A 13,614-nucleotide genomic window follows, 5' to 3' on the forward strand; every position below is an offset into this window, starting at 1 on the left:
TATGGTCAAATGGTTCATTCGGTTTAGCATAGCGCTGTTTCTTCTTTTTTTCGGTGTGCTGTTTGGCATGCAACAGGCGCATCACGGCATGGAACGGATGCGCGGCTATGCCGATCCGTCGTTTCCTTCCGTCATCCAGATCGAGAAAAACGGAAACGGAGAGCTTGAGGCGGCGGTGTTCGGGCAGACAGTGGCAGCGAGCGATTTGCAGGAAAAGAAGGAAACGATTCAGGAACTAAAAACGTTTAACCTCTTCTCTGAACTCGGCCGGCAGTTGGCTGATGCAGCCACAGCGTTCATGGAAACGTTGCTTTCGCTCATCGGCCGTGCGTTTGATTAGCCGGTTTCCCGGTTTCCAGACAGCTGAAAAAGATATCCGTCCCGCCAAGTCTGGCGGTTTTTTTGTTTTTGTCTTGGTCATTGAATCTTCTTCGCACTGTTGCTATAATCAAAGCTAGTGTAGTTTTGCGAAGAAGCAGGAGTGAGAGACAATGAACCGGGAAGAACGGTTGAAACGGCAGGAACGGATTCGCAACTTTTCGATTATCGCTCACATTGACCACGGAAAATCGACGCTTGCGGACCGCATTTTAGAAAAAACAGGTGCGCTGTCGGAGCGCGAGTTGCGCGAGCAGACGCTCGATATGATGGAGCTCGAGCGCGAGCGCGGCATCACGATCAAATTGAATGCGGTCCAGTTGACATATAAAGCGAAAAACGGGGAAGAGTATATTTTCCATTTGATCGATACGCCGGGCCACGTCGATTTTACGTATGAAGTGTCGCGCAGCTTGGCTGCTTGCGAAGGAGCGATCTTAGTCGTCGATGCGGCGCAAGGCATTGAAGCGCAGACGCTCGCAAACGTGTATTTGGCCATTGACAACAATTTAGAAATTTTACCAGTCATTAATAAAATCGATTTGCCAAGCGCCGAGCCGGAGCGTGTCCGCCAAGAAATCGAAGACGTCATTGGCCTCGATGCCTCTGAAGCGGTGCTCGCCTCCGCGAAAGTCGGCATCGGCGTCGAGGACATTTTAGAACAAATCGTGGAAAAAATTCCTGCTCCGTCAGGCGATCCGGACGCGCCGTTGAAGGCGCTCATTTTTGATTCACTTTATGACCCGTACCGCGGCGTTGTCGCCTACGTCCGTATCGTCGATGGAACGGTTAAGCCGGGCCAGCGCATTAAAATGATGTCGACCGGCAAAGAGTTTGAAGTGACCGAAGTCGGCGTGTTTACACCAAAACCAAAAGTTGTCGACGAACTGATGGTCGGTGATGTCGGCTATTTAACTGCGTCGATCAAAAACGTACAAGATACGCGCGTCGGCGATACGATTACCGATGCCGAACGGCCGGCTGCTGAGCCACTCCCTGGCTACCGGAAGCTCAATCCGATGGTGTTTTGCGGCATGTACCCGATCGACACGGCGCGCTACAACGACTTGCGCGAAGCGTTAGAAAAGCTGCAGCTCAACGATGCGGCGCTTCACTTTGAACCGGAAACGTCGCAGGCGCTCGGGTTTGGCTTTCGTTGCGGGTTTCTCGGCTTGCTTCATATGGAGATTATCCAAGAGCGGATTGAACGTGAATTTCATATCGATTTAATTACAACGGCGCCGAGCGTTGTCTACAAAGTATATTTAACGGACGGAACGGAAGTCGATGTCGACAACCCGACGAACATGCCGGATCCGCAAAAAATCGACCGCATCGAAGAGCCGTATGTAAAAGCGACGATTATGGTGCCGAACGACTACGTCGGACCGGTGATGGAGCTGTGCCAAGGAAAGCGTGGCACGTTCGTTGACATGCAATATTTAGATGAAAAGCGGGTCATGTTGATTTACGATATTCCGCTGTCGGAAATCGTGTATGACTTTTTCGATGCGTTAAAGTCGAACACGAAAGGGTATGCGTCGTTTGACTATGAATTGATCGGTTACCGGCCGTCCAATCTTGTCAAAATGGATATTTTGTTGAATGGCGAAAAAATTGACGCTTTATCGTTTATTGTTCACCGCGATTCGGCTTATGAGCGCGGCAAAGTGATCGTCGAGAAGCTGAAAGATTTAATTCCACGCCAACAGTTTGAAGTGCCTGTGCAGGCGGCGATCGGCAATAAGATCATCGCCCGTTCGACGATCAAGGCGCTGCGTAAAAACGTGCTCGCCAAATGTTACGGCGGCGACGTGTCGCGGAAACGGAAACTGCTTGAGAAACAAAAAGAAGGAAAGAAACGGATGAAACAAATCGGTTCGGTCGAAGTGCCGCAGGAAGCGTTTATGGCTGTCTTGAAAATCGACGACCAGAAAAAATAATGAGCAGGGCTGTCTCCTTCGGGGATGGCCTTGTTTCTTTCTTACGATGCGATGTCGGCAAAAAGATGAAGGTGCCATGCACCGTTGCGCCGGCAGCCGAAAGGAGGAGAGCCATGGCAACATCGGCATATTTTCACATCCCATTTTGCGCTCATATTTGTCACTATTGCGACTTTAACAAAGTGTTTGCGGCAGGCCAGCCGATTGACGACTACTTGCAGGCGATGGACAAGGAAATGGAATGGACAGCGGCCGAGTTCGGCAGTCATCTTAAGACGCTGTTTATCGGAGGAGGCACGCCGACGGTGCTGGAGCCGGTGCAGCTTGGCCGTCTGCTAGAGAGCATTCATAAACATTTTCAGTTTCACCCGCAAACGGCCGAATTTACGGTCGAGGCCAATCCGGATGGGCTGACGAAAGAAAAACTCGCCATTTTGCGCGATGCTGGAGTGAATCGATTGAGCATCGGAGTGCAGGCGTTTGATGATGAGCTCCTTCAAGCGATCGGCCGCACGCATCGGCGCGGTGATGCCGAGCGGGCGGTGGCGATGGCAAGGGAAGCCGGTTTTGAAAATATCAGTCTCGATCTTATGTATGGCTTGCCGGGACAGACACTCGAGCAGTTTCTCGCCGATTTGGAAACAGCGTTTTCGCTTCATGTACCACATCTTTCCGCCTACTCACTTATTATCGAGCCAAAGACGATTTTTTACAACGAATGGCGGAACGGTCGGCTTCGCCTTCCAGGCGAAGAAGCGGAAGCGGTGATGTATGAAGCGGCGATGGAACGAACCGTAGCTCACGGCTATCAGCAATATGAAATTAGCAACTACGCGTTCCCAGGGTTTGAAAGCCAGCATAATTTGGTCTACTGGAACAACGAAGAGTATTACGGCATCGGTGCCGGGGCGCACAGCTATATCGATGGAGTGCGGCGTGCCAATATCGGTCCGATCCGCCACTACATCGAGAAAGTGGAACGCGGCGAATGGCCGCATCGCGACGTGCACCGTCTGACCTTCCGTGAACAGATGGAGGAGGAGATGTTTTTAGGGTTGCGCAAGACAGAAGGCGTATCGAAAGAACGCTTTCGGCAAAAGTTTGGCCGTGAGATGAGCGACATGTTTGGCGAGGCAATCCGCCGTGAAATCGAAAACGGGCGCCTCGAGGAGACGGCGACTCATGTCCGCTTGACAAAACGCGGCAAGCTGCTTGGCAATGAAGTGTTTGCTGCCTTCCTCGGAGAAATGTAAAGATTGACATTTACCGGGCGATTTGCTACCCTAATAGTAGATTTAGCACTCGAATTGTTTGAGTGCTAACAGAGGTGAGAAACGTGTTAACGGACCGCCAACTGTTGATTTTGCAGGTGATTATCGACGACTTCATTCGTTCCGGGCAGCCTGTCGGTTCGCGGACGTTATCGAAAAAGCACCAAATCTCGTTCAGTTCAGCGACGATTCGCAACGAAATGGCGGATTTGGAAGAGCTGGGCTATATTGAAAAAACGCACATTTCCTCGGGCCGTGTGCCATCGGAAAAAGGGTACCGCTACTACGTTGACCACTTATTGCCGCCGCAGCGGTTGACGAGGACGGATATCCAAAAAATCCGCTCCGTGTTCGCTGAACGTATCTACGAGCTCGAGAAATTGGTGCAAAAGTCGGCGCAAATTTTATCCGATTTGACGAATTATACGTCGATTGCCCTCGGTCCGGCGTTTAAGGAAAGCAAGCTGAAACGGATGCAGATCATTCCGCTCACTGAACAGACGGCTGTTGCCATTGTGGTGACGGATACCGGTCACGTCGAAAACCGGGTCATCACAGTCCCGACAACCGTCAATGCCGGCGATCTCGAAAAGATGGTCAATATTTTAAACGAGCGTTTGAATGGCGTTCCGCTTATCGATTTAAAAGAAAAAATCGAGACGGAAGTAGCCGACGTGCTGCGCCGGCATATTCGCAACTACGACAGTATACTCAATACACTAATCGACACGCTCGATATTCCTGAAGAGGAAAAAATGTTTTTTGCTGGAAAAACGAATATGTTTAACCAGCCAGAGTTTAGCGACATCCAAAAGGTGCGCCCGCTTTTGAACATTATCGAGCAAGAAAAGGACATTTACCGTTTGCTCCGCAAGCAAAGTCAAAAAGGGGTGCGAGTGTCGATCGGGCGGGAAAACGAGCTGAGCGGTATGGAAAACTGCAGTTTGATTACGGCTACGTATTCGATTGGCGATGAACCGTTCGGGACGATCGCTATTCTCGGTCCGACGCGCATGGAATATTCACGCGTCATTACCGTGTTAAACCGCGTTGCTACCGATTTGTCGGCTGCATTGACGAAATGGTATCAAAATCAGTAAGGATGGCCATATTGGTTAACGGATGGATGCGCGTCCATCCTTTCCTTGTGGCCATTGATACATAAATCGCAAACCCTGATAGGGAGGTGAAGGCAATGGAACAAGGAGACAAACAAGCTACATACAATGAGCTGGAAACGGAACAGCCGGTTTCGAAAGAAGGGGCAGATTCGCAACCGGAAGACGAAGCGATTGGCGCCGCTTCGGAGCATGCAGATGCACAAGCCGGCGAGAATCCGGAGGCAGCTTCTACGACAGCTGATCCTGCCGAGCAAACGTCGGTTGAGGCGGAAGAACTGGCCAAAGCCAAGGCGCAAGTTGCTGAATTGGAAGAGAAGTTAGCTGAGATGGAAAAGCGCTATCTTCGCCTGTACGCTGATTTTGAAAACTTCCGCCGCCGGGCACGTCAAGAGATGGAAGCGGCTGAAAAATACCGCGCCCAAAGTTTGGCGAGCGATTTGCTTCCTGTGCTCGACAACTTTGAGCGTGCGTTGAAAATAGAGACGGAAAACGAACAAGCAAAATCGATTTTGCAAGGGGTAGAAATGGTGTACCGTTCGCTCCTTGACGCGTTAAGAAAAGAAGGTGTCGAGGTGATTGAAGCGGTTGGCAAACCGTTTGATCCCCATTTACACCAAGCAGTTATGCAGACGGATGAAGGCGGCTATGAGCCGAATACGGTCGTGGAGGAGCTGCAAAAAGGCTATAAGTTAAAAGACCGCATTCTCCGTCCCGCTATGGTAAAAGTGAGCCAATAATGGAAACGGAGGGCGATGAGCGATGAGCAAAATTATCGGCATTGACTTAGGAACGACAAACTCTTGCGTCGCTGTGTTGGAAGGCGGCGAAGCGAAAGTCATTCCAAACCCAGAAGGGAGCCGCACAACCCCGTCGGTTGTGGCGTTTAAAAACGGTGAACGTTTAGTCGGCGAGGTTGCCAAACGGCAAGCGATCACGAATCCGAATACGATCATCTCGATCAAACGCCACATGGGCACGGATTACAAAGTCGAGATTGAAGGAAAGCAATATACGCCGCAAGAAATTTCGGCGATCATTTTGCAATATTTAAAATCGTACGCTGAAGATTATTTGGGTGAGCCGGTGACGCGCGCTGTCATCACCGTGCCGGCGTATTTCAACGATGCGCAGCGCCAAGCGACGAAAGACGCTGGACGCATCGCCGGTTTGGAAGTTGAGCGCATCATTAACGAACCGACGGCTGCGGCGCTTGCTTACGGCCTCGACAAAGGCGAGGACCAAACGATTCTCGTCTATGACTTGGGGGGCGGAACGTTTGACGTCTCGATTTTGGAGCTTGGCGACGGTGTGTTTGAAGTAAAAGCGACTGCTGGGGACAACCATTTAGGTGGCGATGATTTTGACCAAGTCATTATCGACTATTTAGTCAGCCAGTTTAAGCAAGAGAACGGCATCGACTTGTCCAAAGACAAAATGGCGCTCCAACGCTTAAAAGATGCGGCCGAAAAAGCGAAAAAAGAACTGTCTGGTGTGACGCAGACGCAAATTTCGCTGCCGTTCATCAGCGCGAACGAAAACGGTCCGCTCCACCTTGAGACGACGCTCACTCGGGCAAAATTTGAAGAGCTGTCCGCGCACCTCGTTGAGCGCACGATGGGGCCAGTCCGTCAAGCGTTGCAAGATGCCGGTTTGACGTCTGCGGATATTGACAAGGTGATTTTAGTCGGTGGTTCGACTCGCATTCCGGCCGTGCAAGAAGCGATTAAGCGTGAGCTTGGCAAAGAGCCGCACAAAGGCGTTAACCCGGATGAAGTCGTGGCCATCGGAGCGGCGATCCAAGGCGGCGTCATCGCCGGTGAAGTGAAAGATATTGTCTTGCTTGACGTTACCCCGCTGTCGCTCGGTATTGAAACGATGGGCGGCGTGTTTACGAAATTGATCGAGCGGAATACGACGATTCCGACGAGCAAATCGCAAGTGTTCACAACGGCGGCCGACAATCAAACAACGGTCGACATCCACGTTTTGCAAGGGGAGCGTCCGATGGCGGCTGACAACAAAACGCTTGGCCGCTTCCAGTTAACTGACATCCCGCCGGCGCCGCGTGGTGTGCCGCAAATTGAAGTCACGTTCGATATTGACGCCAACGGTATCGTTCATGTGCGTGCGAAAGATTTAGGAACGAACAAAGAGCAATCCATTACGATCAAATCGTCATCCGGCCTGTCGGAAGAGGAAATTCAGCGCATGATCAAAGAGGCGGAAGAAAACGCCGAAGCCGACCGGAAGCGGAAAGAAGCGGCCGATTTGCGCAATGAAGCCGATCAGCTCATCTTTACAACGGAAAAAACGGTCAAAGAGCTCGAAGGAAAAGTGAGCGCTGATGAAATCAAAAAAGCGCAAGAAGCGAAAGATGCATTGAAAGCAGCGCTTGAGAAAAACGATCTTGATGACATCCGCAAGAAAAAAGATGCACTGCAAGAAGCGGTGCAGCAGCTATCGATCAAGCTGTATGAACAAGCGGCGCAACAAGCGCAACAGGCGCAATCCGGCGCGGCCGATAAGAAAGACAATGTGGTCGATGCGGAATTTGAAGAAGTCAATGACGACAAATAATGAAAAAAGTCAAAGTCAGGCCTGCCTTGGCTTTGACTTTTTTTCTAGCATTCACATATTGCCATAAAATAAAGGGAAATGATAAAATTATCTTTATGTGAGTGAATCGGGAGTGGATGACCAACGATGGCGAAGCGTGATTACTATGAAGTTCTTGGCGTCAGTAAAAACGCGACGAAAGACGAGATTAAAAAAGCGTATCGAAAGCTTTCGAAGCAGTATCATCCAGACATTAACAAAGCGCCGGACGCCGCAGAGAAGTTTAAGGAGATTAAAGAAGCGTATGAAGTATTAAGTGACGATGAAAAACGGGCTCGCTACGACCGGTTTGGCCACGCCGACCCGAACGAGGCGTTCGGCGGTGGATTCCAAGGTGGCGGGTTTGATTTTGGTGGATTCAGCGGTTTTGGCGGCTTTGAAGATATCTTTGAGACGTTTTTCGGCGGCGGTTCACGCCGGCGGGCAAGCGGGCCGCGAAAAGGAGCCGACTTGGAATATATGATGACGCTCACATTTGAGGAAGCAGCGTTTGGAAAAGAAACGGAAATTGAAGTTCCGCATGAAGAAACGTGCGATACGTGCCACGGCAGCGGAGCGAAGCCAGGTACAAGCCCGCAATCGTGCCCGCATTGCCATGGTAGCGGACAGGTGACAAGCGAACAGGCGACGCCGTTTGGCCGCATTGTCAACCGCCGGACATGTCCGGTTTGCGGCGGCACGGGCCGTCACATTCCGGAAAAATGTCCGACGTGCGGCGGCACCGGGCACGTCAAAAAGCGGAAAAAAATTCATGTCAAAATTCCGGCTGGTGTTGACGATGGCCAGCAGCTGCGTGTCGCCGGCAAAGGGGAACCGGGCGTCAACGGCGGGCCGCCAGGGGATTTGTACATCATTTTCCGCGTCCAACCGCATGAGTTTTTCAAACGCGACGGTGATGATATTTATTGTGAAGTGCCGCTTTCGTTCGCTCAGGCGGCGCTTGGTGATGAAATTGAAGTGCCGACGCTCCACGGTGATGTAAAGCTGAAAATTCCGGCTGGCACACAAACGGGCACGCGCTTCCGCTTAAAAGGAAAAGGAGTGCCGAACGTGCGCGGCTACGGCCAAGGCGACCAGCACGTCATCGTCCGCGTTGTGACGCCGACGAAGCTGACAGAAAAACAAAAACAGCTATTGCGCGAGTTCGACCGACTCGGTGGGGAAACGATGCACGACGGGTCGCACGGCCGTTTTTTTGAAAAAGTAAAAAAGGCATTTAAAGGAGAAACGTGAGCGCGATGAAATGGTCAGAAATCAGCATCCATACAACGCACGAGGCGGTCGAGGCGATTTCAAACATTTTGCATGAGGCAGGCGCCGGTGGTGTTGTTATCGAAGATCCGTACGATCTTGTCAAAGACCGCGACGACTGGTATGGCGAAATCGTCGAGCTCAATCCGGACGATTATCCGGAAGAAGGCGTCGTCATTAAGGCGTATTTGCCGGTCAATAGTTTTCTGGGTGAAACGGTAGAACAAATCAAGCAGGCAATTAACAATTTATGGCTATACGATATTGATCTTGGCAAAAATAAAATTACGTTGAGCGAAGTGAATGAGGAAGAATGGGCAACGGCGTGGAAAAAGCATTACCACCCGGTAAAAGTATCGGAAAAGTTTACAATCGTGCCGACATGGGAAACGTATGAGCCGGCTTCCAACGATGAGCTGATCATCGAAATGGATCCGGGTATGGCGTTTGGCACCGGCACCCACCCGACAACGGTCATGTGCCTGCAGGCGCTCGAAAAATATGTGCATCCTGGAGACAATGTCATTGATGTTGGCACCGGCTCCGGCATTTTAAGCATTGCTGCTGCCATGCTTGGCGCCCATTCGGTGCGGGCGCTCGACTTAGACCCAGTGGCAATCGACAGCGCGCGGCTGAACGTCAAGCTCAATAAAGTGCAACACGTTGTCACGGTCGCGCAAAACAATTTGCTTGACCATATCGATGAGCAAGCCGATGTGATCGTCGCCAATATTTTAGCTGAAATCATTTTGCGCTTTACGGCTGACGCCTACCGGCTATTGAAACCGGGCGGCCGCTTTATCACGTCTGGCATCATTCAGGCGAAGAAGCAAGATGTCAAGGACGGACTGCTTGCTGCTGGATTTTTCATTGAAGAAGTCAATGTGATGGAAGACTGGGTGGCGTTTGTCGCCATCAAACCGTAAGCAAAGAAGGGATGTTTGGTGCAGCGTTATTTCGTTTCCGACCGGGAGCGCCAAGGCGAAAACGTCGTTATCAGCGGCGATGACGCCCATCATATTGCCCGCGTTATGCGCATGAAGCCGGGAGACGCCATTGCCTGCGTATTTCCGGATGGACGCACGGCCGTGTGCCAAATTGAACAAATTGCCAATGAGCAAGTATGTGCCCGTATTGTACAATGGAAGGAAGAAGGGCGCGAATTGCCGGTGCGCATTTATATCGCCCAAGGGCTGCCAAAAGGAGAAAAATGGGAGCTCGTCATCCAAAAAGGAACGGAGCTCGGCGCTGCCGGCTTTCTTCCATTTGTGGCCGCTCGTTCGGTCGTTAAATGGGATGCCAAAAAAGCAGAGAAAAAAGTGGAGCGGTGGAAAAAAATTGCGAAAGAGGCGGCCGAGCAGGCCGAACGAACGTTGTTGCCCATCGTGCGGGCGCCGCTTTCGCTTAAGGAACTGATCGCTTTCGGGGAAACGGTTGATAGCCGGCTGTTTGCCTATGAAGAAGAAGCGCGCGGAGGGCGGCATGCCTCACTTCCGGCGCTCCTTGCCGACCTTCAGCCCGGCAGCTCGCTTTTAGCCGTCTTTGGGCCGGAAGGCGGGTTCAGCCGTGAGGAGGCGGAACAGCTCAAGCAAAGCGGCTTTTTGCCGTGCAGCCTCGGCCCGCGTATTTTGCGGACGGAAACGGCGCCGCTCTACTTGCTTGCCGCCGCTTCGTACGAATGGGAGCTTTGTGAATCAGGCTCTAAGAGAGAGCGAGAGTAACGTAGCCGATTTGGAGTTTATCATAAAACATGTAGCCCTCGCTGGCGATCAGCGGTGGTGCAGAGTGAGGTGAAGAATATGCCAACAGTGGCTTTCCATACATTGGGCTGCAAAGTCAATCATTATGAAACGGAAGCGATTTGGCAGCTGTTTAAAAAGGCCGGCTATGAACGGAAAGAGTTTGAAAGCCATGCTGATGTATATGTGATCAACACGTGTACGGTGACGAACACCGGCGATAAAAAAAGCCGCCAAGTTATCCGCCGTGCGGTGCGCCGCAATCCGGACGCTGTCGTCTGCGTGACCGGATGCTATGCGCAAACATCGCCAGCGGAAGTGATGGCGATTCCTGGTGTTGATATTGTCATCGGTACGCAAGACCGGCATAAAATTTTAGACTATGTCGAGCAGTTTCAGCGTGAACGGCAGCCGATCAACGCTGTCCATAACATTATGAAAACACGCGTGTTCGAAGAAATGGATGTGCCGGCATTTACTGACCGGACGCGGGCGTCGCTCAAAATCCAAGAAGGGTGCAACAACTTTTGCACGTTTTGCATCATTCCGTGGGCGCGCGGCTTGATGCGTTCGCGTGATCCGCAAGAAATTATCCGTCAAGCGCGTCAGCTCGTTGCCGCCGGCTATAAAGAAATCGTTTTGACCGGCATTCATACAGGTGGCTATGGCACTGATCTCAAAGACTACAATTTTGCTGCGCTTTTGCGTGATTTGGACGAGCAAGTGCCAGGGCTCAAACGGATCCGCATCTCATCGATCGAAGCAAGCCAGCTGACCGATGAGGTCATCGATGTCTTGCGACGGTCGGATAAAATCGTCCGCCATTTGCACATCCCGCTTCAATCGGGATCAAACACGGTGCTCAAGCGGATGCGCCGCAAATATACGGTCGAATTTTTTGCTGAGCGGCTCGCCCGATTGCGTGAAGTGTTTCCAGAACTCGCAGTGACGTCCGATGTCATCGTCGGCTTCCCAGGTGAAACGGAAGAAGAATTTATGGAGACGTACAACTTTATCCGCGAACAGCGGTTCTCTGAGCTGCACGTCTTTCCATATTCGAAACGAACCGGCACACCGGCAGCTCGCATGCCGGACCAAATCGATGAAGAGACGAAACATGACCGCGTCCGCCGCTTAATTGCCCTTTCCGACCAGCTGGCGAAAGAATACGCCTCCCGGTTCGAAGGGCAAGTGCTCGAGGTTATTCCGGAAGAGCACGATAAGGAAGAGCCGGGAATGTATATTGGTTATACCGATAACTATTTGAAAGTGCGCTTCCCGGCGACAGAAGAGATGGTCGGCGAACTTGTTAAAGTGAAAATTACGAAGGCCGGCTATCCGTATAACGAAGGCGAGTTTGTCCGCGTTGTGTCGGATGAGGCTGTCCGTTCGGTGAAATTAAGCTCATAAGCAAAATGATCGGTTCAGGAGAAGTGTGACCGACTCAAAAACCCAGCCTAAAGGCTGGGTTTTTCGTTTTCCGTCCATTTCATTTAATGGTATCGGGTTAAAAAGTTCGCTGAGAGCCGAAATAGGAGACAATATAGATGGTGGCTAGTTTTTGTTGCAAGGACATGGTATGATGGTAGACGTCAGACCTTTGTTTAATGAAAGAGCGGGAGAAAGGAGCGACTTTCCATGACGGTGAATATTGCTAAAATGATCGATCATACGTTGCTTAAGCCAGAAGCGACGGAAGAGCAAATCATTCAACTATGCGACGAAGCAAAGCAACACGGCTTCGCCTCGGTGTGCGTCAACCCAGCGTGGGTGAAAACAGCGGCACGCGAGCTTTCCGACACTGATGTCCGCGTCTGCACGGTCATCGGCTTTCCGCTTGGGGCGACGACGCCGGAAACAAAGGCGTTTGAAACGAACAACGCTATCGAAAACGGCGCCCGCGAAGTCGATATGGTAATCAACATCGGCGCGTTAAAAAGTGGTAACGATGAACTCGTTGAGCGCGACATTCGTGCGGTTGTTGAGGCGGCGTCCGGGAAAGCGCTTGTGAAAGTGATCATCGAAACGGCCTTGTTGACTGATGAGGAAAAAGTGCGCGCCTGCCAATTGGCGGTGAAAGCGGGCGCCGATTACGTAAAAACGTCGACCGGATTCTCAGGCGGCGGAGCGACGGTCGAAGACGTGGCGCTGATGCGCCGGACAGTTGGCGATAAAGCAGGTGTCAAAGCCTCAGGAGGCGTCCGCGACCGAAAAACAGCCGAAGCGATGATTGAAGCTGGGGCCACGCGCATTGGGACGAGCTCCGGGGTGGCGATCGTCAGCGGCCAAACCGGCGGCGCTAACTATTAAGTCCGCCTGCGGGCGTGCAAAAATAAAATAGCCGTCTCAATGGCGCCGACAAACGGCAAGGCGGCGACAGAACAAATGACGTTAAACAAGACGCTTACATGGGCGAGCTGCACGTCAGGCGCCGGACTGAGCATCACAGCGAGGCGGGCGAGCGCTTCGATCCAAAAAAGAAATGCGGCCACGCCGACGACGTTCAGCCATAAATGGGTGTAGGCGGTTAATTGCGCTTCCTTGCTTGAGCCGATAGACGCCAACAATCCGGTGATGCACGTGCCGATGTTGGCACCAAGCAAAATAGCGATGGCGGCTGGCAGTGTCAACAATTGCTCGTTTAAAAATCCCATAGCGATGCCGATCGTCGCCGCGCTTGAATGAACAAGAGCGGTCAGAATGATGCCAACGAGAAGGCCGATTGCCGTTGAACCGTTTGTCTGTTGCAGCCAAGCATCAACGAGCGGATAGGAAGCCAGCGGCTTAGCGAGGCTACTGAAGCCGTCCATGGCAAACAACAAAGCGGCGAGGCCGACAGCAATCATCCCAAGGCTGTAAACGAGGCGGTGGCGTCCGATAAAGACGAGCAGCGCGCCGCCAAGAAGGAACGGAATGGCGCCATCGCCGATATCGAGCGTTATTAGCTCAGTCGTGATTGTTGAGCCGATATTGCTGCCTAAAATGATACCGATCGATTGGCGGAATGATAAATAGCGAGTGGCAACGAGGCCGACAGTCATCACCATCACTGCCGAACTGCTTTGCACAAGCGCGGTCGTCGCCAAGCCGGTGAGAAACGCTTGCCACGGTGTGGCAGTAAACCGCATGAGCCATCGTTTCAACCGATGGCCGGATAAGGTGTAAAACCCAGCTTTCATCATGAACATGCCAATCAGGAAAACGGCAGTGTAAATGGCAAACAGCATCAAAAGCGGCCCCATGGACGTTCTCCCCTTTCATCCTAATATGTATGGGCCTTGTCCGGGGGGAATGA

General features: G+C 51.8%; 12 protein-coding genes. 11 read left to right on the forward strand and 1 reads right to left on the reverse strand.

Annotation, left to right across the window (positions count from 1 at the left end):
- Position 1: 1 nt before the first annotated feature.
- The 11 genes from DSM465_RS0104240 (at position 2) to deoC (ending at position 12,629) form a co-directional block, all read left to right on the forward strand.
- A complete protein-coding gene (locus tag DSM465_RS0104240) occupies positions 2–340 on the forward strand; it encodes a DUF3679 domain-containing protein (protein ID WP_008879924.1) in 339 nt (112 codons plus the stop codon).
- A 151-nt stretch (positions 341–491) separates the two neighbouring features.
- On the forward strand, positions 492–2,321 hold the full coding sequence (gene lepA, locus DSM465_RS0104245) for a translation elongation factor 4 (protein WP_008879923.1): 1,830 nt from the start codon (positions 492–494) through the stop codon (positions 2,319–2,321).
- A gap of 113 nt (positions 2,322–2,434) precedes the next feature.
- Positions 2,435–3,574, forward strand: a complete 1,140-nt coding sequence (gene hemW, locus DSM465_RS0104250) for a radical SAM family heme chaperone HemW (protein ID WP_029760690.1) — start codon at positions 2,435–2,437, stop codon at positions 3,572–3,574.
- A gap of 83 nt (positions 3,575–3,657) precedes the next feature.
- Entirely contained in the window at positions 3,658–4,692 is a 1,035-nt protein-coding gene (gene hrcA / locus DSM465_RS0104255; protein WP_008879921.1) for a heat-inducible transcriptional repressor HrcA, read from the forward strand.
- A 95-nt stretch (positions 4,693–4,787) separates the two neighbouring features.
- Complete coding sequence (gene grpE, locus DSM465_RS0104260) at positions 4,788–5,450, forward strand: nucleotide exchange factor GrpE (protein WP_008879920.1); 663 nt, start codon at positions 4,788–4,790, stop codon at positions 5,448–5,450.
- A 22-nt stretch (positions 5,451–5,472) separates the two neighbouring features.
- The gene (dnaK, locus tag DSM465_RS0104265; protein WP_008879919.1) at positions 5,473–7,290 is read left to right on the forward strand and encodes a molecular chaperone DnaK; all 1,818 of its coding nucleotides are present in this window, start codon (positions 5,473–5,475) and stop codon (positions 7,288–7,290) included.
- Between the two features lie 126 nt (positions 7,291–7,416).
- Positions 7,417–8,562: a molecular chaperone DnaJ gene (dnaJ, locus tag DSM465_RS0104270; protein WP_008879918.1), complete on the forward strand. Its 1,146-nt coding sequence runs from the start codon at positions 7,417–7,419 to the stop codon at positions 8,560–8,562.
- A gap of 5 nt (positions 8,563–8,567) precedes the next feature.
- Entirely contained in the window at positions 8,568–9,506 is a 939-nt protein-coding gene (gene prmA / locus DSM465_RS0104275) for a 50S ribosomal protein L11 methyltransferase (RefSeq protein WP_011887841.1), read from the forward strand.
- A gap of 18 nt (positions 9,507–9,524) precedes the next feature.
- On the forward strand, positions 9,525–10,301 hold the full coding sequence (locus tag DSM465_RS0104280; RefSeq protein ID WP_029760691.1) for a 16S rRNA (uracil(1498)-N(3))-methyltransferase: 777 nt from the start codon (positions 9,525–9,527) through the stop codon (positions 10,299–10,301).
- Between the two features lie 78 nt (positions 10,302–10,379).
- On the forward strand, positions 10,380–11,729 hold the full coding sequence (gene mtaB, locus DSM465_RS0104285) for a tRNA (N(6)-L-threonylcarbamoyladenosine(37)-C(2))-methylthiotransferase MtaB (protein WP_008879915.1): 1,350 nt from the start codon (positions 10,380–10,382) through the stop codon (positions 11,727–11,729).
- Positions 11,730–11,957: 228 nt separating this feature from the next.
- Positions 11,958–12,629: a deoxyribose-phosphate aldolase gene (deoC, locus tag DSM465_RS0104290; RefSeq protein WP_029760694.1), complete on the forward strand. Its 672-nt coding sequence runs from the start codon at positions 11,958–11,960 to the stop codon at positions 12,627–12,629.
- Here deoC and DSM465_RS0104295 read toward each other — a convergent pair.
- Positions 12,626–13,561, reverse strand: a complete 936-nt coding sequence (locus DSM465_RS0104295; protein ID WP_029760695.1) for a Na/Pi symporter — start codon at positions 13,559–13,561, stop codon at positions 12,626–12,628. The two genes, deoC and DSM465_RS0104295, sit on opposite strands and share 4 nt — an antisense overlap.
- Positions 13,562–13,614: the final 53 nt, after the last annotated feature.

The organism is Geobacillus thermodenitrificans subsp. thermodenitrificans DSM 465, assembly GCF_000496575.1.
GTDB lineage: Bacteria > Bacillota > Bacilli > Bacillales > Anoxybacillaceae > Geobacillus > Geobacillus thermodenitrificans.